The following is a 21,336-nucleotide window of genomic DNA, read 5'->3' on the forward strand; positions in this document are numbered from 1 at the left end:
AGACGAATTGGATAACCGAATGGGAAAACAGGCTGATTCTGCTCAGGGAGCAACAAGGATCATAAGGGAGATACGGATCAATCCGGTTGTGCCGACCGAATCGGTGCTGGTTGCCACAGCCCGAAGCATGAGGCCCAGGAAAGATGAGGCTCCTGCGCCGCATGATGCCCGTCCGCATCTGGATACCTGTCCGTTCTGCAAAGGCAATGAGGGGATGACGCCGCCGCCTATTGCCCAGATTCCAAAAGATGGACCGTGGCAGCTCCGCATTGTCGAAAACAAATATCCTATCCTCGGGGATGATCGTGAGAACCCGGATTTTGGTTTTGGTCTGCAGCAGGCAATAGACGGGTACGGCAGGCATGAGGTGGTTATCGATCATTCTTCACACGGCATCAGGATCCATGAAATGGATGAGGAGCATCTTGTTCTTCTTTTTTCAACATACCGTGAGCGGATGGAGCAATTGTATTATTCTGACGACAGGCTTCAGCATGTGCTTATATTCAAGAATTTCGGGCCGGCAGCCGGCGCGAGCATTGCGCATACGCATAGCCAGATCATTGCAATGCCCGTTGTCCCTGACAACGTGCAGGCTGAAGTCAGCAATAGTCGGGCATTTTATCAGAAATCCCATAAATGCATATTCTGCACGCTCATTGATGAGGCACTGACATTTGAAGCAACCATTTACGACAGGGAGTCAGGGGAGATCCGCCGCAGGATCGATCTGGGCCAGTTCGTGATAGAAAGAAGCGACAGGTTTATCGCAATAAAACCCTTTGCCAGCCGCTATGAGTGGGAGGTGCATATCCTTCCGCTGCAGCATGGCGCAGATTTCATTGATATGGTGTCTGAAGATTGTGCGGATCTTGCAAGACTGTTCAGGAGAACCATGGCCAGGCTCAATGCAGTCCTTGGTGGCGCCCAGTACAACTTCTTCATCCATTCCCTGCCGCACGGTCAGGCATTTAGCGACAGCCTCCCTTCGTTTCACTGGCATATTGAGATATGTCCCCGCACAAGTATCCCGACCGGTTTTGAGCTGGGCTCAGGACTCTTTGTGAATACCCTCTGTCCGGAAGATGCAGCCGAACGGCTCAGAAACGCAGATTTGGAAAATAGATAGGGCGCTTACGGTTTGTTACTGTTACCCTTTAGAACGCCTGCAATAAAGTCCTCTGCATATGAAGACAGCGTTTTCCCCCTTCTTGAAACCACGGTAAGATAGTCAGTCCCGAAATATTCAGTTAAGGGCAGAAACTTGATTTTCCTGCCTTAATCAGAAGAGTTTCAGCTTATGCCGAAGGTCTTTGCAACCGGCTTTATGGTCGGGCTTTTCGAATGGGCCTGTATCAGGGCGATCAAACCGTATATGGACTATCCGCATGAGCAGACCGTTGGAATCCATGTCAATTTCAGCCATATCGCAGCCACTCCTTCAGGGCTGTCCATCACGGTCAGGGGAAGATTGGATAAGGTTGAAGGCCGCAAGTTGTCCTTCAGTCTCGAAGCCCATGATGGGATCGAAAAAATATCCGAAGGGACCCATGACAGGTTTATTATTCATACCGAGAAATTCAACAGGAAGGTCCAGGAGAAAAAGCACCAGGACCGAGGTTAGGGGCTGGGCTCCTCCAGCTAATATTTCTGAAGATTATTCTTTAAGATTGGACCTGCGCCAGAAATCGGCAGCAACAGAAATCTCGTACTGTTCTATGGCATTGTTGAAGAATTCGTATATCTCGTCAATGGATGTTTTAACGCTTACCGTGGCCAGACCTTCATCTTCCACATCCAGAGGTATCTTCCCGGTCATAACAGCTTTGTAATATTCAGGATCGTTGTTAGTGCCGAGATTTTCCACTATATCCAATGCTTCTGTTATCGAAAAACCATAATCACGAATCAAAATCATCAGATCAAAGAGATCCCTTGATCTGGCCCTATTGGCCAGGACAAGAGTTTTTGCAGTCTTGAGACCTTCAAGCCCAAGAATGGGAAAGGAGACCTTGCTGGATACAATAGAGAGTGTCCGCTGGTAGAAATTTCTCAGCTCCTTATTATGGCCATAGGCAAAGAAGGTAATTTTGACGTTATCGATTGTATAATCGCGGGCAAAACTGAGCAGATTTTCGCCCGTATTGATTTTGAAAACGCTTATTTGTGATGGGTCAGTAATCAAATTGACGCTATGCCCCTGTTCCTTTAGCTTTGCAACCAGATTATCTACCTTCTGTGTTGGCAAATGTTCTGAAAATACTGCAAAATCAAGGTCATTACTTACCCTGTGGCCGATCTGCAAAGAAAGGGCAGTGCCGCCTATAAGGGTAAACGCCGCGGCATCGGGGAGTGCTGCTATCACACTGAATACCTTGCGCGTGGCAGGATTCAGGTGTGACAGCTTAAGTTTTGAATTCCCCACTTGCTATCTCTTTTCCAATACGGATACGTTTTAAGGTCTGCTCTGCAGCAGTACGGATATCAGGGTCCTTAATGCCGGCTGCAACTGCGGAAATCTTATCAAGACCATACTGTACACAGATACTCATGACATCGTGAAATCGATTCTTCCGTAGTACACCAGAAATCAAAGTGTCGTCGCTCATATTGCTGTTTGCCCAGTTATAAGGAAAGCTTAAATGGTCAACGGCTTGCGCGCCCGGGAAGGCTTTGACAGGTGTATATTCATAATACTTGCGGTTTTCGGCCAAGCCCGCACTCCCCTTAGCTGACTGTTTTAGATCTATTCCGTGGGGTTCTGCTTTATCAAGAAACTTTAAGCGGTATCTTGTTGGCTTATGAGAAGAGCCGCGTTGAAGAATTTCCACAAGCCCTTTAGATTCGAGAGTTTTTATCGCATGGCGAAGGGTTACCGTCGTGAGCCTGGCATTCGCAGACAAGCTCGCTGAATCATATTCGAAAGAATCCCCGTCAGATTTAGAAAATTTCAAAAATAATTGATTGAGCACGGCTTGATTATGCACCGTTAGTGTCGGGAGAATATCTCCTGCCATTAGAGAGTAGAGCTGACCTATATCCGCGGCTGACTTCATGTTAATAGTTTACATGAATTATTTTAGGTAAATCAAGATTTCAACTCATTGGCTCGCCCGAGGCTTACTGAATAAACAATATAATGGCGGGAGCGTGTGGGAATCGAACCATACTACTGCACCTGTAACTACTTGATATTGAACACTATTTTAGATATCAAAAACGCCCTGTTCACGGTCTGTTCACGGTCCTGCTAAACGATCTATGAGGATATTTAGAGTAAGGCGCGAATAAAATTAGTTAGCAGGATAAGTGCTCTTGAGTTGCAAGGCTCTCTCAATGATATCAAAACGAACTTTTCCACGGAAAGGAAGATTAATAAAATTATTTTCTATCCTTTCGTGGTCTACATCAGATTGAGAAAGAAAAGACACATCCTCATCTTCAATTACCACATCATCTTGGAATAATGGGGTTTTATTCGACGTATAAGTCGTCAAATGAAACTTGCGGCATAACAATGTCAAATCCTCAATTTTTAAAAAATCAAAAACTCGGCGAGCGAATTCTTTATTTTGTCCTTTATAGATCGTTATATGAGGATTAAACCCGTATTGGCTAATTGGATAATCCGGCTTCCACCATAACTTTCTCAGCCCTTCACTCACAACCTTAACATAAACTATATATTCGCCATGATTGTTAAAGATTCCGACATTACCAATAAAGAGAGGAGCATATTGTTGCAATAATAATTCGTATCTATCAAGGTCGCCAGGTTTTATTTTATGTGAATAAGGACCACGAACAGTGATATGAATATTGCTACTACTTTTCTTCTCATTGAAAGCGTTTCTCAATCCATTAAGGATAGCGTTTACATCGATATCCAACAACTCCAAAAAAACAAATCGATTAATAAATGATTTTGATGAATTCATATAACCAAATATTTTCTTAGATCCGCTTCTATTTTATTATGGCAAAGAACAGTATAAATAAAACCTGACACTTGTCGAGCCGCCTTAGCACACTCATCATCAAAAGATGGCGTATGAATTAATTTCTTGTCTTCCTTCCAACATAAGAATGTTTCGTAATTATTCAAAAAAGCCCTATACTCAATTTCTAAAGTAGAATCATCCAACATATCAAGACCAATAGCAAAACGCTCATGCGGTGAATACTTTGTCAATTGTAGGATATCACTAGCGTCAGACACAGGTTTAGCAATTACCGGCAGCACTGTGCCAAACACAGTGAGCATGCGACTAAATTTCAAATTAATATTTTTTTTGCGCCAATGCCGACGTGGGTCATCGCGTATCAATTCATAATTAAGGCAAAGTGTCCGCCAAAATCGCAATAAATCATTAAGAAAAAAAAGTGGACGAAATGAGCGTTTCCCTCGCTTGTCTCTAAAATAATGTTCAACAATAGCCTTCAAATATCTTTCATAGAGTGCCATTTGGTAGACAGGCCGACTTTCCAAAATCATTAGCATGCGAGCGGTGAAAAGATTTTCACTGTCATCCCAAGGTTCCCCCAAGACATCCAACATTTTTTCGAGAGAATAAACCTTTAAATATCGGCCATCGTTACTGATTTCTTCGTAGCCAAGACTTTCGTTTATGCCAATAATAGCAGAGAGCATTTTTAGCTCTTCCAATTTTGAACAGTGATTTTCCGATAAGACAAAAACATCTAAATCAGAAAGCGAACACACCTCACCTCGACCAATAGAACCCGCACAATATACAGATAAATTCTTAGATCGAGATATTTTTCTGAACTCATCCTCTAACTTTGCTAAACGAGTTGATGATTCTGTCTTTCGTTTGGCTAAAGCTGAGTGTTTTCCAAGAATGCCGAAATAGGTGCCTTTCCTAACTGAATCCACCATTGCCCCCCTTTTTGGGAATCAAATTATTTCAACAGCTGTTTTTCTTTTTTTGCTTATGGGTTTTGATTGATGATTTCAGAAGGCGTGCCTTTCAGCCTTAGACTTGATGATCCATTCACGGACATTAGGCCTTCTTTTCATAAAGGACCATCCCGTTCTTTTGGATATTGTTGATGAATGGATCAAAATACTTTTCCCGCTTCTTGATCTCTTCAGGCGTCTTGACGATTATATCCATCGGAAGTTTTCTCGGTTCAAGAAGTGCGCTTACATACGCATACCTCTTAACTCCTTTTTCCTTTGTCTTTGCAACGACGAAAAGATCAAGATCACTGTCTTTGGTAAATGTGCCGGTGCTGTATGAACCGAACAGGACGATTTTGATTACGTCGATATTCCCGACGAGCCTTTTAACAACATCGTCCAATAAGGTCTTTGTTTCTCTGGTCAATGATCTCTTCATGAAATTGTCAATTATGCTGCCTGCCGATCTACTTCCCTCACATGCAGTATTTCTGTGCTACTCATAAGTCTGACATCGTTTAAGTTCAGTGGCAAGACTGCAATTGTCCTTCCATCGGCTGTCACAAATTCAACCTCATAGGCACTATCATCAGCATAACAATGCACCACGACGCCGATATCGCCCTCGACTAATCCATGCTTTGCGATATCACGTGTCAGAACAACTGTGTCCAGTTCCTTGATCATGTTATGCCTCCCTGTCTACACCGCATAAGCAATCACAAATCAGAACGTGTTTAAGCTGCAATTTTTGAGTTTTCAAGCACCTCAGCAAGAAACGAATCCTTCTCTTTTGATCCCATTTCCTGAGGCGTATAACCTTTTGCCTGAATAGGCTGCATTATTCTTGCCGAGGCGATCCCGAGTATCTCAAGCCTTTCCCTGATATTCATTTTCTCAAAGTCCTTTGATACCACGATGAGGTCAATATCGCTGTCTTCCCTCGGATGCCCCTTTGCGTAAGAGCCGAATAATATCACTCGCTCAACTTCCATACCCAGGTCTGCGAGTTTTGAAGTATATTGTTTTATTATCTCTTCAATCTCTTGTCCTGTCTTAACCAATTCAGGGCCTCCTTTGTCTTGTCAAAATATTGCTTTGCAATATCCTTTGGGTAAGCAGAAATTACCTTCGACAGCTCCTCAGGATATCTCGTTACAATGCTTGAACTGTTGACTTTGCCGATAAAATCAAGAAGGCTTTCCGGGAATTTTAAACAGATGCTCCGCAGTAACAAGATCGTATTCAGATGCGGACAGCCAGTTTTCGGTCTCTTTCCTCATGATGCTAAGTATAATACAAAAGCCAACTTATTCAAATGAAGTAATTAAATATGGAGTCCTAACGGAGTTTTCTGGCGGGAGCGTGTGGGAATCGAACCCACCCTGCCCGCTTTTGGCAGGCAACACTGGATTTGAAGTCCAGGAGGGACACCAGAACCCTATGCACTCCCGTGCTTGATATTAAAGGATTTTTCCGGGATAAAGCAACCCTGTTTTTATCGGGCTAAATAGCTTGTCACTGAATTTTCAGATAAGGTATACTAACAGGCCTAAAGACAGTGATTTGCATTCATTTCTATTACTAATAATACAAACACATGCGCGTCGAAAAAATCGAACTCATAGGCTTCAAGTCCTTTGCGGACAAAACCGTGTTCAGCCTGCACCCGGGCATAACCTGTATTGTCGGCCCCAACGGATGCGGCAAGAGCAATATTGTCGACGCCTTCAGATGGGTGTTGGGCGAGCAGAGCGCAAAGAGCCTCAGAGGCGAGAAGATGGAAGAGGTGATCTTCAACGGTTCTGCTTCCAAAAAGCAGAAGGGCATGTCAGAGGTGACGCTGCTCGTTTCCGGCCTAAGCGCAGCGACTCCTTCAGGCAACGGCGATAATGGACAGTCGTCGTCTGACCTGGTCTCGGTCTCCCGCAGACTCTACCGCTCGGGCGAAAGCGAATACCTGATCAACAAGCAGCCCTGCAGGCTGAAGGATCTCAAGGACGTCTTCCTCGATACCGGTCTTGACTTCAGGAGCTATTCCATATTGGAGCAGGGAAGGATCAGCGCGATCCTGAACTCAAAACCCCTGGAGAGAAGGTTCATTATCGAGGAAGTTGCCGGGGTCATGAAATACAAGGTGAGGAAGGCAGAAGCGCTTTCGAAGCTTGAATCGTCCCGCCTTAACCTTGCCAGGATCGGCGACATCATCTCTGAGGTTAAGAAGCAGATCAATATCCTTGACCGGCTTGCAAAAAAGGCTGAGCGGTACAAGAAGCTCAGAGCAGAGCTCAATACGATCGAACTGAAGATCGCCCGCAGAGAATACCAGCAGATGACCGATTCCCTGTTCGCGATAAACGAGGAATACGGCGCGCTTAAAGAGAAGGAAGCAGTTCTGGGCGCCGGGATCACCGAGATAGAAAACAGGACTCAGACAAGGAGGATCAACCTTGTCGAAAAAGAGAAGGCCCTTGACCTTGTCCAGCAGGACTTTCAGGCAGTGGAGAAGGATATTGCCGAGATCAACCGGCTCATCTCGGTCAGCGGGCAGGACATTATCAACTATGAGGAGTTCCACGCAAAGTTCCTCCAGCAGGCAGAAGAGATCGTGCAGAGGATAGCTGCATTGACCGCCCGGTACAGCGAACTTGAGGCTAACGGGGCACGGATCTCCGAGGAGATCGAGGCTGCCACTTCAGTGCTCAGGGAAAAGACCGATGCCTTTAAGGTGGTAGAACAGGAACTGTCGCAAAAAGAAGAAGCTATAGAAGAGAAGAGGCGTCAGATCTTCGCCATATCCGAGCAGATCAGCAGGACCAGGAACGAGAAGGCCAGGCATCAGATCTCGTTTGATTCCCTTGAGAAGAAGGAAACGCTTGCGATCGCTGATTCTGAAGATTCCCGCAAGGTCCTTGCTGAAGTAGAATCAGCAATTGCTGCGGCAGAGTCAGAGATCCTCGGCAGGAACAACGAGGCCCTGCTGCTGAAAGAAAAAAAGGAGATCGTCGGTCAGGAGCTCGCCTCGCAGAAGGCAAGGCTGGAGAATATCACCAGAACACTTGCCGAGGCACGCGAAGAGTTTGCCTCCTTTACCTCAAGGCTCGATTCACTGAAAGAGATCGTGCTCGATAAGCCGACGAGAGAACTGCTTGCATCAAGCGGCAATGTGCGGCTCCTTGCCTCTGTTTCGGATGTTTTTGAGGTCCAGGCAGAATATGAGAAGGCAATAGAGAGCGCCCTGTCTGAAAAGGCCGATTCATTTGTGGTTGAGGCTTCCGAAGATATTGAACATGCAATCGATGACCTGAAGGGAAAATCCCTCGATAAGGCATCGTTCATCACCATAGCACCTCCCCTCTTTACCCTGCCGTCACAGGTCCCCGCGGGTATTGTCGGCAAGGCCCTGGACTTTGTGCGCATTAAGGAAGGATATACCCGGGTCGCAGAGAACCTGCTCGGCAACATTGTGATCGTGCAGGATGTGCGGGCTGCGCTTGAACTGCGGCAGAGCACAGACCAGTTCCTTCTGGTAACGCTTTCCGGCGAGGTGATAGAACCGTCAGGGGCTGTTATCGTCGGCGGGGAAAGAGGCATATTCCGCAGAAAGCGCGAGATACGGGAGCTCGAGCAGCAGATAGAAGAAAAGAAGGCTGCCATAGAGGCAATAAACAGTGAGATGCGGCTTGTTCAAGAGTCCATACAGCAGAAAGAGGAAGAGATAAGGTCGGTCGAGAATTCCCTGCACAGCTTTGAGAAGGAGATCTCTCTTGCACGCATGACCGTTGAGACCTATTTTGCCGATAAAGAGCGGATCGGCAAGAAGCTTTCCTATCTCACGATGGAACTGGAGCAGATCATCCGTGAAAAGGAATCCCTGAAAGGGTTCATGACCCATGCCGAGGCAGAGGCCGCTGCCCAGGAAGCGAAGAAGGCCGAAATGGAGCTGGAGATGCAGGGGCTTCAGGAAGGCATATCGCAGAAGAAAGAGGAGATAGAGCTGTTCAGGGCAGAGGTGACGGAACTGAGGATGCAGACTGCAACGAACCGTGAAAAGCTCGAGTCTGTCAGGAATGAGATGGAGGCATCTGTCAGCACGCGGGAAGAGCTCGGCAGGAAGAAGGACGAGGTCGGAAACGAGATCGGGTCGAATCAGGCAAGAATATCACAGAGAAAGGCCGAGATCAGGGACCATGAGGAACGGCTGAAGACACGGGTCACTGAGGCAGACAGCCTTGGCCAGGACATAACCAGGCGGAAAGATGAGATCGCCCTTGAGAATGAAGCGCTGTTTGCTGTTGACCAGGAGCTGAAGACCCTGAGACAGAATGCTTCTGCTACCACGGCAAGGATCAGTGAACTGGATGTTGCCCGCGCAGAGCACAAAATGCGCATAGAGAATATATCCGAGCATGTCATGACAAATTACGGGATGGAAATAGCCAATGAGGAGCTTCTGGAGATCACTCCTGAAGAAGAGGAGAAGGTCATTGAGCTGAGAAGCAAGATCCAGGAGATCGGCCCGGTGAACCTCGGAACGCTTGACGAGTATGAAGAGCTTCGCACGCGGTATGAGTTCATGACAAAACAGCAGGATGACCTGAACAGGTCCATCACGGAACTGGAAGAGGCCATAACAAAGATAAACAGCACCACACGGAAAAAGCTGAGAGATGCCTTCGAGGCACTCAGGACAAAATTTGCCGAGGTCTTTACAACACTGTTCGGCGGCGGCAGGGCAGAGCTTGTCCTTACGGATGAAAGCAATATCCTCGAAACAGGCATCGATATCATAGCCCAGCCTCCGGGGAAAAGGGTGCAGAACATCCACCTTCTTTCCGGCGGCGAACAGGCGCTTACAGCCCTGTCGCTCCAGTTCGCCAGTTTCCTTATCAAGCCTACGCCTCTCTGCATACTTGACGAGGCTGACGCGCCTCTTGATGAGTCGAATACCGAGCGGTATGCAAAGATGCTGCAGGGCCTTTCGCAGGAAACGCAGTTCATCGTTGTCACGCACAACAGGACCACCATGGGAGTTGCCCAGCATCTTTACGGCATCACCATGGAGGAAGCAGGCGTTTCCAAGGTGATATCAATGCAGTTTGCCGAGGTCTGACATGGACCATAGAAGTGCGCTCCGCGTAGAGGTGAACGGGCAGATATGCGGCAAGATGATCCTTGTCGAGAGTCTCGAGATCCTGGACATCAGCATGACCGGCATCAGATTCAATTGCATGCGGCGGGTGGATATGAACAGCCCGCACAGGATCAAGATAGAAAAGAACGATATCCTGGTGAACCTCAGAGGCACCATTGTGAGGGCCTCCTTTCGGGGGCTGCAGCAGATAGAAGAAAGAAGTCTGCCTGTGTATGAAGTGGCGATGCATTTTGACCATTTGACCGATGCTGACAAGCAGAGCCTCGAAAAGCTTATTGCCATCCTCTGTCATGAATGACCTTTCAGAACTCCTTCCCGGAAAAGTCTCCCTAGAACCTGAGGACCTGCTCTGCTACGGTTTTGATGCCTCAGGGCTTGAAGCGCCACCGGGGGCAGTTGTCTGGGCAGAGGATGTGCTTGATGTGGTCAAGGTCATGCATTATGCTCAGGAGCAGAACATTGCGGTCATCCCCCGGGGAGCCGGCTCAGGCATGACCGGAGGATCGATACCCGCCAAGGGAGCTATTGTTCTGAGCACCGAGCGGATGAACAGGATCCTCGAGATAGACCGGGAGAACCTCACGGTCCTTGTCGAGCCGGGCGTGATCAACGGCAAGCTGCAGCGGGAACTTGAGCGCCACCGTCTTTTCTTCCCGCCTGACCCCTCAAGCATGAACTTCTGCACGATCGGCGGCAATGTTGCCGAGAATGCAGGCGGGGCGCGCGCCCTGAAATACGGCGTGACCAGGGATTATGTGATGGGCCTTGAGGCAGTGCTCCCGGATGGAAGGATCATCACGACCGGAGTCAGGACCGCTAAAGGGGTTGTCGGTTATGATCTCACCCGGCTCCTTGTCGGCTCCGAAGGAACACTCGCTTTTATAACCAAGATCAGGCTTAAGGTGCTTCCTCTTCCAGAGGATGTCATAACCCTGCTTGCACTCTTCCATGAGCTTGAACCTGCCGGCGATGCTGTTCAGCAGATCATCTCGGAAGGCATTGTGCCGCGGACCCTTGAGTTCCTGGATGCCGAGACCATACGGGCAGTCGAGAACTATAAGACCATAGGTCTTCCCCGGGGGATCGAGGCAATGCTCCTGATCGAGCTCGACGGCGCACCCCCGGTCATCACGCGCGATGCTGAAAAGATAACCTCCCTCTGCAGAAAGCTTCAGGGAGATATCATTATGGCCGAGAACGAGCTCGCACGCCTGAAGCTTTGGGAAGCGCGCAGGGCCATTTCCCCCGCACTTTTCCATATCAGCCCCACAAAGATCAATGAGGATATTGTGGTGCCGAGGAGCAAACTGTCAGAAATGCTGAAAAGACTGAAGATGCTTTCTGAAACGACCGGGATAAAGATCGTGAATTTCGGCCATGCAGGCGACGGCAACATACACGTGAATCTTATGGTGGACAAGGCAAACAAGGAAGAGTATGAAAAGGCGCAGAAGCTTGTCCAGGATATATTCAGGATAACTCTTGAGCTTGGCGGCACGATCTCGGGGGAGCATGGGGTTGGACTGACCAAGCAGAACTATATTGCGATGGAGATCCACCCTGCAGAGCTTGAGCTCATGAAGAAGATCAAGCAGGCCTTTGACCCGAAGAACCTGCTGAACCCGGGCAAGATCTTCCCGTAATACGACGCTATTCATGGACAACATCCTTCTTGCCCTGGCCATTGTCTCTTCTGCCTGCTATGTCTTTGGCTATTACCGCATGCCTTTTTTGTTTGCAGGCCTCCTTCTTCAGATCGCCTATCTTTTCGTCCGGGGGATCGCGCTTGACCGCATGCCGCTGGTGGGGCCGCATGATACGCTCTTCTTCATGTCGGCCTCTGTCGTGCTTTTCGCCCTGCCTGTTGCCTGGAGGATGAAGGAGCGAAAGCGGGTCCTGAATGCAGCTGTCGGCATGGCTGTCTTTTTCATGGCCATGTCATTTCTGTATAAGCCGCACAACAGTCCGCTGCCGCCGGTGCTCAGGACATTCTGGTTTGAAACGCATGTGGCATTTTCATTTTTTTCATATGCGCTTTTCGGCATTGCCGCCATCCTTGGTGTCATGTTCATCATGAGCAGGGAGCGCGAGTTCGACCTGGTTCAGTACAAGATCAATCTTGTGGGATACTGTTTCTTTTCCGCAGCAATGATCTTCGGCGGCATCTGGGCATACCTTGCCTGGGGGACCTACTGGCTCTGGACACCCAAGGAACTCTGGACCGTGATCCTCTGGCTCTATTACAGCCTCTATCTGCATGCGCGTTTGAGACCGTGGTGGTCCGGAAGGCCTGTGTCTGTGATGTCTGTTGCCGGTTTTCTGATAGTTCTCTTTACCTATCTTGGGGTGAGCCTCTTTATGAAGAGCTCGCATTCTTTCTGAGGCAGTAATGAGTGATGCGTGATGAGTAACAGGAAAACACAAAGATGGATTTAATAAAAAAAATATTGGGGTTCTTCATCTCGCTCAGGACAGCCATCTGGCTCCTGATAGCGCTGATCTGTCTGCTCCTCTTCGGGTCGCTTGTCATGCCGAACCATGAGGAATTCCTCGCCCTTCATACGGTTGCGCTTTTTGACTGGATGCAGGAGATGCCGATGAGCATTACCTGGTGGTTATGGGCCTGCATTGCCGTGCTCTCGCTGCTTACTGCCAATACGCTGGTCTGCAGCGTCGAGTCGCTGCTCAGAAAACGGGAATCGCGGCAATGGCTCCTGATCATCTCTCCCCAGGTGATGCATATCGGATTTCTTTTTATCCTGCTTGCCCATCTCCTCAGCTCATACAACAGCTTTAAGGGAATTACCTATGCATACCAGAATTCAGTGTTCCAGCTGCCGAACAACCTTGAGGTGAGGTTCAACAAGGTCAATGCCGATGTTGATGCCATGGGATATGTAAAGGACTGGTCAGCAGATATAGAATATGTTAAAGATGGCAAAACGCTTTCTCAGGACAGGATACTTCCTAACAGCCCGTCGTTCAAAGAAGGCCTCGGCATCTATATCAAGACCGTGAAGGTGGCTCCCTTTCCCGTTGCAATGATCGAGGTGAGCAGGGAACCCGGCGCGCCCTGGGCCCTTGTCGGCGGCATCCTCTTCATGCTCGGCATGGTCACGCTGCTTTCCCTGAAGATCAGGCAGGAAGAACCCAATGAATCCTGAGAGGCTGTAACGGACATCTAATGCGGCCCTTGGCTCAGCGCCGCATTAGACTGCGGTTCACTGATTTTTCTTCGGGTCTTTAATTAATTGGCTCAGAAGCGTGAGCTGTTCCTGTTGAATTGAAATAAGTTCTCTCCATTGCTTCTCCAGAATATACGGGTATGGATCAAATGCCTCGCCGTATCTGATCAGAATAAATGAATTCAGGAATTCAAAAACAGGTATTGCATGAGCGGCCCAGGATATGCAATGCTATCCCTAAAGGGGGACTATTCATGGCTGCCTCCTATGTTTTCTTACAGCATGAGGCATGGTGCGAATAACAAAAATGAACCCATGAACAGACTGACACCATTCAGGATCGTTTTTTTCTACATCCTTGCAGGAGGCCTCTGGATCCTGTTTTCTGACAAGCTCCTCGCATCCCTCACGAGGGACCCTGATAAGCTCATACTGATTCAGACCTATAAGGGCCTCTTTTATATCGCTTTGACAGCTGCGCTGTTGTTTGTCCTCATCCGCAGGTACTCCCGTCAGCAGAAGGAGATCGAAGCTGCCCTCAGGACTGCGGTGGACCGGACCATTGAAGAGAGGAGCAGGGCAGACGCTATTGTTGCCGCGATCGGCGACGGCATAAGCATTCAGGATACGGACTTTAAGATCATCTACCAGAACGAGGCGCAGAAGAGAATCGTCGGAGACCACCTGGGTGAATACTGCTACATGGCTTATGAGAAGAGGGAAAAGGCGTGCGAAGGGTGCCCGGTCGGACTGTCGTTCGCGGACGGAGGCATTCATACGGTTGAGCGGTCTGCACCTACAGAAAGAGGTCTGATCCATGTCGAGATTACAGCATCGCCGCTGAGGGATGCAACAGGGAAGATCATTGCAGGCATTGAAGCGGTCAGGGACATTACCGAGAGGAAGAAAAACCTTGAAGATCTTAGGGCCATGAATGAGCGCATGAATGCAATACTGCAGACCTCTCCTGAGGCCATTATGACCCTCACCCCGGAAGGGATCGTAACTTTGTGGAACAAGGCGGCAGAGAAGATCTTTGGATGGACAGCGGATGAAGTGATAGGGAAGTTCTATCCTCTTGTTCCGGAAAATAAGCTTGCAGAGTTTCAGGCTACCGTGAAGAGAATGATGCAGGGAGAATCATTCTTCGACAGGGAGTTTATGCGTCAAAAGAAAGACGGTTCACCTGTCGTGATCAGTCTTTCCGGTGCGCCGCTTCGGGATGCTGACGGCAGGATTGTCAGTCTAATCGGTGTGTTGTCCGACATTACCGAACGCAAATGGATGGAAGAGGCGCTGAAAAAAAGCGCAAAGGATTACCGTCTGCTGTTCGATAGCAACCCCCATCCCATGTGGGTGTATGATCTTGAAACCCTCTCGTTCCTCGCTGTCAATGATGCAGCAGTCAAACACTACGGCTACACAAAGGATGAATTCCTGCACATGACCATTAAGGACATCAGGCCGCCAGAGGATGTTCCTGCGCTTCTTGAAAATATATCCCGTGTGACAGAAGGAATGAACGAGGCAGGCATATGGAGGCATAGGAAAAAGGACAACTCCATTATCTATGTTGAGATAATGTCGCATACCCTTGATTTCTCCGGCAGACAGTCAAAAGTTGTGCTCGCAAGTGATCTGACCGAGCGCATGAAACTTGAAGAGCAGCTGCGACATGCCCAGAAAATGGAGGCAGTCGGTCAGCTTGCCGGCGGGATCGCCCATGATTTCAATAACATTCTCACGGCAATCATCGGGTATGGCAACCTTCTCCGGATGAAAATGCGGGAAGATGATCCGCTGCGGATTGATGCGGATGAGATACTCAAGGCTGCTGAGAAGGCAGCAACCTTGACACAGAGCCTTCTTGCCTTCAGCAGAAAGCAGATCATCAGCCTGAAAGCGGTTGATCTGAACGAGATCGTGAGAAGAGTTGAGAAGCTGCTGCTGCGGGTCATGGGCGAAGATATTGAGCTCAAATCTGATCTTGCCAAAGAGAACCTGACAGTGCTTGCAGACAGCAGCCAGATCGAACAGGTCCTCATAAATCTTGCAACCAATGCAAGGGATGCCATGCCTGGAGCCGGGATGTTCATTATCGAGACGGAACTGGTGATGCTGGACAGAGAATTTCTCCATGCCCATGGCTATGGAAAACCCGGTCTGTACGCCCTTTTGTCTGTAGATGATACCGGGGAGGGTATGGATGAGTCTACACGGCAGAAGATATTCGAGCCTTTTTTCACGACTAAGGAGGTCGGCAAGGGTACCGGGCTTGGCCTCTCCATCGTTTATGGCATCGTAAAGCAGCATAACGGATATATCAATGTGTACAGCGAGATCGGTAAGGGGACGACATTCAGGATCTATCTCCCTATCGTAGAGGCTGAGATCAGTGAACTCAAACCTCCCGAACCGGCAGTAGCACGGAGGGGAACTGAAACCGTGCTTGTTGCAGAGGACGACGAGACCCTGCGAAAGCTGGTCAGCTCAGTTCTTCAGAACTTCGGGTATTCCGTGATAATTGCTGCAGACGGGGCTGAGGCTGTGGCGAAATTCATGGCTGATCAGGACAGGATCCAGCTGCTTATTCTCGATGTGGTGATGCCCAAAAAAAACGGCAGGGAGGCGTTCGAAGAGATCAAGGCAATACAGCCTGATGTCAGGGTGCTTTTCACCAGCGGGTACACTGCCAACATCATCCACAAGAAGGGCATAATTGAGGCAGGACTGAATTTTATCCATAAGCCGGTTTCTCCCAACGAACTTCTGATAAAGGTAAGAGAAATCCTTGATCAGTAAGCCTTTTTCTTGACAAACAATTCATGCAGTACCTATAATCTTAACCACTATGGACGAGCATTTACAGGAACTCTACGAACTGGGCAAAAAGCTCTTCGAAGAGGCAAAATACGGCGAAGCTGAGCCGATCCTGCGCGAAGTTATCAGGAAAAGCCCCCGCTATGCTGACGTGCATAACAAGCTCGGCGTCATCTGTAACCTCAACGGCGACCTGAAGGCCGCAGCAGGCCACTTTGAGAAGGCCCTTGAACTGAATCCGCGGTACACAGAAGCATCCCTCAATCTTGCAGTAACCTATAATGACCTCGGCGAGTTCAAAAGGGCCCAGGAGGTCTTTACCGTAGCAGCGCAGATCGCACATCCTGACCCGAACATGATCGATCCCTATATTGCCGGAAAGCTTGCAAACGAACATTTCAGGGTCGGCAATATGTATCTCGAATTCAATATGAACGACGAGGCGATCGAGGAATATCAAAAGGCGGTCAAGCTCCATCCGAAACTTGCTGATGTTCATACAAAGCTGGGCATCGCCCTGAGGAACAACGGCAAGACAGAAGAAGCGATCGTTCATTTTGTAAAAGCCAAGGTGATCAATCAGAACTACGGCCCTGCCTGGGTGCAGCTGGGCCTGAGCTATTATATGGAAGGTCTCACCGGTCTTGCGTTTGAAGAGTGGCAGAAGGCCCTTGAAAACAACCCGGATCTGAAGGAAGCAGAGAACTACCTCAAGCTCTTGAAAAAAGAGGAAAAATAACCTCCCGTGTCCCTGCTTGGCGTTAGGGATCTCAACATCTTCTTCCGGTCTGCAGCAGAACCCGTAAACGTCGTATCAAACCTCAATTTCGACATTAAAGAATCCGAGATATTCGGCCTGGCAGGCGAGAGCGGCTGCGGCAAGAGCATTACTGCCCTTTCTATTCTTGGCATCCTTCCTTCATCTGCCCGCGCTGAGGGAGAGATATCGTTCAAAGGGAATAATCTTCTCACGCTTGATCGGGAAGCGCTCAGGCGGATACGAGGCAACGAAATATCGATGATCTTCCAGGAGCCGATGACCTCGCTGAACCCTGTGCTTACCATAGGGTACCAGATAGCAGAGGTTCTGACGACCCATAAGGCCATGAAGAAGAAAGACGCCATGGACAAGGCAGTCGAACTCCTCAGGTCGGTCAGGATACCTTCTCCGGAGCTTCGTGCAAAAGAATACCCTCACCAGATGTCCGGCGGCATGAGGCAGCGCGTTATGATCGCCATGGCAATAGCCTGCAATCCGGCACTGCTCATTGCTGATGAACCGACAACAGCGCTTGATGTCACGATACAGGCCCAGATCCTTGAGCTGATCCAGGGGCTCAGGGAAGAAAAGAAGATGTCGATCCTTTTCATTACCCATGACCTTGCGATCATATCGGAGAATGCTGCGAGGGTCGGTATTATGTATGCGGGAAGGATCATGGAGCTTGCCGGGACAAGGGATATCTTCAGCAATCCGCGTCATCCCTATACCATGGGGCTGCTCGATTCCCTGCCTCAGCAGAAGGGCAAGGTCCTGAAGCCGATCCCCGGTTTTGTGCCGAGGCCTGAGGCGCTTCCTCCCGGCTGCAAATTCTCTGACCGGTGCAGCCATGTACGCGACTATTGCCGGCTGCAGGAACCGCAGCTCTCCGAGATTGCACCAATGCATTTTTCGCGCTGTATCAGGGCAAAAGAGATATCATGGAACTCCTGAACGTCCGGGGACTGACAAAACATTTTGCGATGTCCGGCGGCTTTGGCAAGGCCAAACAGGTGCTCAGGGCTGTTGACGGCGTCAGCTTTTCGATCAACGAAGACAGCGTTGTAGCGATCGTCGGCGAGAGCGGCTGCGGAAAATCAACGGTTGCCCGTCTCGTGCTCAGACTGATCGCTCCGACATCCGGCAGCGTTCTCTTTAAGGGCAAGGATCTTCTCAGCTTTAACAATAAAGAGCTCAAGACATTCAGAAAGTCTGCACAGATCATTTTTCAGGACCCCTTTGCATCGCTGAACCCCAGAAGAACGGTTTATGATACGGTCTCGGAACCCCTGGTGATCCATAAGCTTGCGGTACGCGCCGAAATGCGGGACAGGGTTGCTGCGATCCTCGGCAAGGTCGGTATGGGACCCGAGACCATGAGCCGCTATCCGCATGAGTTCAGCGGCGGGCAGAGGCAGAGGATCTGCATAGCACGTGCTCTTGCCGTTTCTCCTGAGCTGATCATTGCGGACGAACCCCTTTCTGCCCTGGATGTCTCCATACAGGCCCAGATTTTGAACCTGCTCCATGATCTCAAGCGCACGTCAAAGATAGCGTTTCTTTTTATCAGCCACGACTTGAGGGTTGTCCGGTATTTCAGCGACGAGGTCAATGTCATGTATCTCGGGAAGATCGTGGAGCATGCAAAAACAGAAGAACTTTTCCGGAAGCCGTATCATCCGTACACAGAGGTGCTGCTTGCCTCAGCGCCAAAGATAAAAAGCAATCAGCAGTCAGCAGTCAGCAGTCAGCAGATTACGGTCAAAGATTCTTCATTCCTTGCATCGCAGGGATCACGCATCACGGATTTAGGCGACGTGCCCAGTCCGGTCAATATCCCATCAGGCTGTCCGTTCCATCCTCGCTGTCCTAAACGCTTTGGCCCCTGCGACAAGGTCATTCCGGAACTGAAAGAAAAAGACGGGAGACTTGTGGCCTGCCATCTGTGGCATACGGTCTGATCAGGAACCCTTCACTGCGATGCCCTGTTGCTGATATGCTGCCTGAGTGTTGACACTGCCCGTATAATCTCCTCTGTTGCCGGAAGTATTGAGATGATCCTGTCGATATGACCACGCTCTGAGGCAAGTCTGAATGAGACCGGAAAATTGAGGTCATATATCCAGGTGAGCTGCATGATGCCAAAGTCATTGAGCGTTTTCAGATCAGAGATGCGGGAAAGCCTTTTCCCCGCAAGACATGCCAGTACATTATCAGAGTATTCCGGTCTGTCAGGCAGACCGAGGCCTGCAGCTGTTTCCCGCTCTGACGGAGCTTTTTCATAATATTCGGCAAATACGCGCCAGATATCGAGCTTGTCAGCATCACGGATCATCCTGAGAAAGAATTTCTTTTCCGGGTCGAGGCCTTGAGGGATGGCATAGGCATTATGGAATCTGACGGCATCAAGGACAAGTTCCTGCTCATCACGGGAAAGCGCGGCCAGCATCTTCCTTTCCGTGAGCACCTCTGCACCAAGCCTGCCGTGATTGACAGAGTCACTGTCTCTGAATGTCCGGTATTGCGCATACTGAGGGAATCTGCCTATGTCGTGCAACAGGCCGATAGTTTCGGCGATGAGCACCATATTCCTGTTCTGAAGTTCTGACTGAGCGATCGAAAGCATAGTTGCCGACACATTCAGGGAGTGCAGCTCTTTGAGGGTGTAATTTTTCGCTTCTTCTTTATTATCAGAAGCGAATGACCTGCAGTAATGTAAAAACTGCTGCTGAAGGTTCAGAAGATCAACAGGGTCCACGAAATAGCTGTCAGTTATTTACTGCTCAGAGCGAGCCCTTGGTAGAGGGAACGCCCTTGACCCTCGGATCAAGGGTCACAGCCTGCTTTAATGCCCTTCCCAGGGCCTTGAAGACCGCTTCTATGATGTGGTGCGTATTCCTGCCATACAATACGTTGACATGAAGGGTGATGCCTGCGCTGCCTGCAAAGGCCTGAAGAAAATCTTCGATAAGGTCAGGATCGAACTCCCTCAGCTTGCTCTTCTTCGGAAAAGCGACGTTGTACACAAGATATTGCCTGCCGCTGATATCAAGACTCACATGAGCCAATGCCTCATCCATGGGAACAGATGCCTGGCCGTACCGGGAAATGCCTTTCATGTCGCCAAGGGCCTCTTTGAGGACCTTTCCCAGGACAATGCCGGTGTCCTCGACTGTGTGGTGGTCATCGATCTCAACATCACCCTTTGCCATGAGCTTCATGTCAAAGAGACCATGCTTGCACATGAGGGTCAGCATATGATCAAAAAAAGGTATCGGCGTCTTTATCGTATATGATCCTGTTCCATCAAGCTTCATCTCAAGCGAGATCTGCGTCTCTTTTGTCTTCCTCTCGATCCGTGCTTTTCTCATAGTTCTCCCCTGTCCATGTCGTGAGTTATACGACCTTTTCGAGTGCCCTGAGAAACAGGACATTCTCTTTTGGCGTGCCGATCGTCACTCTGAGGCAGCCTGCAACTGCATCGCAGAGATCTCTGACCAGTATCCCTTTTTCAAGAAGCCGGTCATAGATCTTGCGGGGATCTTTTACCCTGAAAAGGATAAAGTTCGCCTCTGAAGGAAAAGGAGTTACCCCCTTTATATGCTCCATTGCTGAGATCATCCTGTCACGCTCCTCTGCTATCACCTGTATCGCCGCCTTCAGCGCTTTTTTCTTTTTCAGCGCCTCGATGGCAACAGCCTGGGAAAGCGCATTCACATTAAAAGGCAGTCTCACCTTGTTCACCTCACCGATGATCTGCTCATCGGCGATCAGAAAGCCGAACCTGAGGGCTGCAAGGCCGATCTTGGAGAGTGTCCTCATGATCACCAGGTTCTTATAGTCCTTCAGCAGGGGCACAAAACCCTTTTCGCTCGAAAAGGGCTGGTATGCCTCATCAACAACTACCAGGCCTTTTGAGGCCTCAATAATCTTCAGGATCTTTTCAGAGGAAAAGCAGTTGCCTGTGGGATTGTTCGGGGTACTCAGAAAAACGATCTTAGGTCTTTCTTTTCTGAGGGCTGCCATCATAGGGTCAATATCGATATCAAAATCCCGGTCAAGGGGGATCTCTTTTTTCTTCTCGCCAAGGGCCTGGCTGATGATCCCGTACATGGAGAAGGTCGGCACAGGGTACAGGACCGGCCCTCCAAAGGCGGCGATGAGGTAATAGATGAGCTCATCAGAGCCATTGCCCTGGAGCAGGTTCTGCGGTCTTACACCAAGGTCTTTTGCAAGGACTGCCTTCAGCGCCTTTGCCTCAGGGTCAGGGTACCGGTTCGTCCGGATTTTTTTGACAGCTGCCAGTGCTTCGGCAAACCCATACGGGCTTTCATTGGCATCAAGCTTTATTCTGCAGGAGATTTCCTTTGCCTGGTATGCCCTGAGTGAAGCAACCTCTTTTTTAACAAGCCTGCGTATGTCCATGGTTCGTGGATTATATCACAAAAGCAGGAAGTCGAAACAGGAGGGGGGAAAGGGAACGATGCGAAAA

General features: G+C 49.2%; 21 protein-coding genes and 1 tRNA gene. 11 read left to right on the forward strand and 11 right to left on the reverse strand.

Annotated elements, in window-relative coordinates; all coding sequences use genetic code 11:
- Positions 1-19: 19 nt before the first annotated feature.
- Complete coding sequence (locus HZB62_11360; GenBank protein MBI5075745.1) at positions 20-1,129, forward strand: DUF4931 domain-containing protein; 1,110 nt, start codon at positions 20-22, stop codon at positions 1,127-1,129.
- Positions 1,130-1,300: 171 nt separating this feature from the next.
- Complete coding sequence (locus HZB62_11365) at positions 1,301-1,624, forward strand: thioesterase family protein (GenBank protein ID MBI5075746.1); 324 nt, start codon at positions 1,301-1,303, stop codon at positions 1,622-1,624.
- A gap of 33 nt (positions 1,625-1,657) precedes the next feature.
- Here the strand turns inward: HZB62_11365 and HZB62_11370 are convergent, their stop codons facing one another.
- The 8 genes from HZB62_11370 to HZB62_11405 form a co-directional block, all read right to left on the reverse strand.
- A complete protein-coding gene (locus HZB62_11370; GenBank protein MBI5075747.1) occupies positions 1,658-2,365 on the reverse strand; it encodes a nucleotidyl transferase AbiEii/AbiGii toxin family protein in 708 nt (235 codons plus the stop codon).
- Between the two features lie 40 nt (positions 2,366-2,405).
- The gene (locus HZB62_11375) at positions 2,406-3,056 is read right to left on the reverse strand and encodes a hypothetical protein (protein MBI5075748.1); all 651 of its coding nucleotides are present in this window, start codon (positions 3,054-3,056) and stop codon (positions 2,406-2,408) included.
- 237 nt (positions 3,057-3,293) lie between these two features.
- Entirely contained in the window at positions 3,294-3,938 is a 645-nt protein-coding gene (locus HZB62_11380) for a hypothetical protein (protein MBI5075749.1), read from the reverse strand.
- Positions 3,935-4,900, reverse strand: a complete 966-nt coding sequence (locus tag HZB62_11385; protein ID MBI5075750.1) for a nucleotidyltransferase domain-containing protein — start codon at positions 4,898-4,900, stop codon at positions 3,935-3,937. Before HZB62_11385 ends, HZB62_11380 begins: the two co-directional genes overlap by 4 nt.
- A 124-nt stretch (positions 4,901-5,024) precedes the next feature.
- The gene (locus tag HZB62_11390; protein MBI5075751.1) at positions 5,025-5,363 is read right to left on the reverse strand and encodes a nucleotidyltransferase domain-containing protein; all 339 of its coding nucleotides are present in this window, start codon (positions 5,361-5,363) and stop codon (positions 5,025-5,027) included.
- A gap of 11 nt (positions 5,364-5,374) precedes the next feature.
- Complete coding sequence (locus tag HZB62_11395; GenBank protein MBI5075752.1) at positions 5,375-5,611, reverse strand: DUF4926 domain-containing protein; 237 nt, start codon at positions 5,609-5,611, stop codon at positions 5,375-5,377.
- Positions 5,612-5,661: 50 nt separating this feature from the next.
- Complete coding sequence (locus HZB62_11400) at positions 5,662-5,988, reverse strand: nucleotidyltransferase domain-containing protein (GenBank protein MBI5075753.1); 327 nt, start codon at positions 5,986-5,988, stop codon at positions 5,662-5,664.
- Positions 5,989-6,279: 291 nt separating this feature from the next.
- Positions 6,280-6,377: transfer RNA gene (locus tag HZB62_11405), tRNA-Sec, on the reverse strand.
- Between the two features lie 147 nt (positions 6,378-6,524).
- Between HZB62_11405 and smc the strand changes: the two genes are divergently transcribed.
- The 9 genes from smc (at position 6,525) to HZB62_11450 (ending at position 18,805) form a co-directional block, all read left to right on the forward strand.
- Positions 6,525-10,037, forward strand: a complete 3,513-nt coding sequence (gene smc / locus HZB62_11410) for a chromosome segregation protein SMC (GenBank protein MBI5075754.1) — start codon at positions 6,525-6,527, stop codon at positions 10,035-10,037.
- Position 10,038: 1 nt separating this feature from the next.
- On the forward strand, positions 10,039-10,377 hold the full coding sequence (locus HZB62_11415) for a PilZ domain-containing protein (GenBank protein MBI5075755.1): 339 nt from the start codon (positions 10,039-10,041) through the stop codon (positions 10,375-10,377).
- Positions 10,325-11,722, forward strand: a complete 1,398-nt coding sequence (locus HZB62_11420) for an FAD-binding protein (GenBank protein MBI5075756.1) — start codon at positions 10,325-10,327, stop codon at positions 11,720-11,722. The genes HZB62_11415 and HZB62_11420 overlap by 53 nt, the downstream gene beginning before the upstream one ends.
- A gap of 13 nt (positions 11,723-11,735) precedes the next feature.
- Positions 11,736-12,461 carry a cytochrome c biogenesis protein CcsA gene (gene ccsA, locus HZB62_11425; protein ID MBI5075757.1) on the forward strand — a complete coding sequence of 242 codons (726 nt, stop codon included), beginning with the start codon at positions 11,736-11,738 and terminating at the stop codon, positions 12,459-12,461.
- A gap of 44 nt (positions 12,462-12,505) precedes the next feature.
- Complete coding sequence (locus tag HZB62_11430) at positions 12,506-13,243, forward strand: hypothetical protein (GenBank protein MBI5075758.1); 738 nt, start codon at positions 12,506-12,508, stop codon at positions 13,241-13,243.
- 336 nt (positions 13,244-13,579) lie between these two features.
- Entirely contained in the window at positions 13,580-16,066 is a 2,487-nt protein-coding gene (locus HZB62_11435) for a PAS domain S-box protein (GenBank protein MBI5075759.1), read from the forward strand.
- A gap of 49 nt (positions 16,067-16,115) precedes the next feature.
- Positions 16,116-16,823, forward strand: a complete 708-nt coding sequence (locus tag HZB62_11440) for a tetratricopeptide repeat protein (protein MBI5075760.1) — start codon at positions 16,116-16,118, stop codon at positions 16,821-16,823.
- A 6-nt stretch (positions 16,824-16,829) separates the two neighbouring features.
- The gene (locus HZB62_11445) at positions 16,830-17,798 is read left to right on the forward strand and encodes an ABC transporter ATP-binding protein (protein MBI5075761.1); all 969 of its coding nucleotides are present in this window, start codon (positions 16,830-16,832) and stop codon (positions 17,796-17,798) included.
- Positions 17,786-18,805 carry an ATP-binding cassette domain-containing protein gene (locus tag HZB62_11450; GenBank protein MBI5075762.1) on the forward strand — a complete coding sequence of 340 codons (1,020 nt, stop codon included), beginning with the start codon at positions 17,786-17,788 and terminating at the stop codon, positions 18,803-18,805. The genes HZB62_11445 and HZB62_11450 overlap by 13 nt, the downstream gene beginning before the upstream one ends.
- A gap of 11 nt (positions 18,806-18,816) precedes the next feature.
- On the opposite strand, the gene HZB62_11455 is transcribed toward HZB62_11450, so the two are convergent.
- Genes HZB62_11455 through hisC form a run of 3 tightly spaced genes read right to left on the reverse strand, consistent with a single transcriptional unit; the run spans position 18,817 to position 21,269 of the window.
- Positions 18,817-19,602, reverse strand: coding sequence for an HD domain-containing protein (locus HZB62_11455; protein MBI5075763.1), 786 nt, complete (start codon positions 19,600-19,602; stop codon positions 18,817-18,819).
- Between the two features lie 25 nt (positions 19,603-19,627).
- Positions 19,628-20,215: an imidazoleglycerol-phosphate dehydratase HisB gene (gene hisB, locus HZB62_11460; GenBank protein MBI5075764.1), complete on the reverse strand. Its 588-nt coding sequence runs from the start codon at positions 20,213-20,215 to the stop codon at positions 19,628-19,630.
- A gap of 25 nt (positions 20,216-20,240) precedes the next feature.
- The gene (gene hisC, locus HZB62_11465) at positions 20,241-21,269 is read right to left on the reverse strand and encodes a histidinol-phosphate transaminase (protein ID MBI5075765.1); all 1,029 of its coding nucleotides are present in this window, start codon (positions 21,267-21,269) and stop codon (positions 20,241-20,243) included.
- Between the last annotated feature and the right edge of the window lie 67 nt (positions 21,270-21,336).

The sequence above is a fragment of the Nitrospirota bacterium genome (assembly GCA_016214855.1).
In the GTDB taxonomy this organism is placed as follows: Bacteria; Nitrospirota; Thermodesulfovibrionia; order Thermodesulfovibrionales; family UBA6898; genus UBA6898.

Coding starts and splice junctions, on each gene's coding strand:
- HZB62_11390 (MBI5075751.1), bottom strand. CDS start 5,363: ATGAAGAGATCATTGACCAGAGAAACAAAGACCTTATTGGACGATGTT.
- HZB62_11420 (MBI5075756.1), top strand. CDS start 10,325: ATGCTGACAAGCAGAGCCTCGAAAAGCTTATTGCCATCCTCTGTCATG.
- HZB62_11380 (MBI5075749.1), bottom strand. CDS start 3,938: ATGAATTCATCAAAATCATTTATTAATCGATTTGTTTTTTTGGAGTTG.
- HZB62_11430 (MBI5075758.1), top strand. CDS start 12,506: ATGGATTTAATAAAAAAAATATTGGGGTTCTTCATCTCGCTCAGGACA.
- HZB62_11435 (MBI5075759.1), top strand. CDS start 13,580: ATGAACAGACTGACACCATTCAGGATCGTTTTTTTCTACATCCTTGCA.
- HZB62_11450 (MBI5075762.1), top strand. CDS start 17,786: ATGGAACTCCTGAACGTCCGGGGACTGACAAAACATTTTGCGATGTCC.
- HZB62_11395 (MBI5075752.1), bottom strand. CDS start 5,611: ATGATCAAGGAACTGGACACAGTTGTTCTGACACGTGATATCGCAAAG.
- HZB62_11415 (MBI5075755.1), top strand. CDS start 10,039: ATGGACCATAGAAGTGCGCTCCGCGTAGAGGTGAACGGGCAGATATGC.
- HZB62_11365 (MBI5075746.1), top strand. CDS start 1,301: ATGCCGAAGGTCTTTGCAACCGGCTTTATGGTCGGGCTTTTCGAATGG.
- HZB62_11440 (MBI5075760.1), top strand. CDS start 16,116: ATGGACGAGCATTTACAGGAACTCTACGAACTGGGCAAAAAGCTCTTC.
- hisC (MBI5075765.1), bottom strand. CDS start 21,269: ATGGACATACGCAGGCTTGTTAAAAAAGAGGTTGCTTCACTCAGGGCA.
- HZB62_11385 (MBI5075750.1), bottom strand. CDS start 4,900: ATGGTGGATTCAGTTAGGAAAGGCACCTATTTCGGCATTCTTGGAAAA.
- HZB62_11375 (MBI5075748.1), bottom strand. CDS start 3,056: ATGAAGTCAGCCGCGGATATAGGTCAGCTCTACTCTCTAATGGCAGGA.
- hisB (MBI5075764.1), bottom strand. CDS start 20,215: ATGAGAAAAGCACGGATCGAGAGGAAGACAAAAGAGACGCAGATCTCG.
- HZB62_11360 (MBI5075745.1), top strand. CDS start 20: ATGGGAAAACAGGCTGATTCTGCTCAGGGAGCAACAAGGATCATAAGG.
- ccsA (MBI5075757.1), top strand. CDS start 11,736: ATGGACAACATCCTTCTTGCCCTGGCCATTGTCTCTTCTGCCTGCTAT.
- smc (MBI5075754.1), top strand. CDS start 6,525: ATGCGCGTCGAAAAAATCGAACTCATAGGCTTCAAGTCCTTTGCGGAC.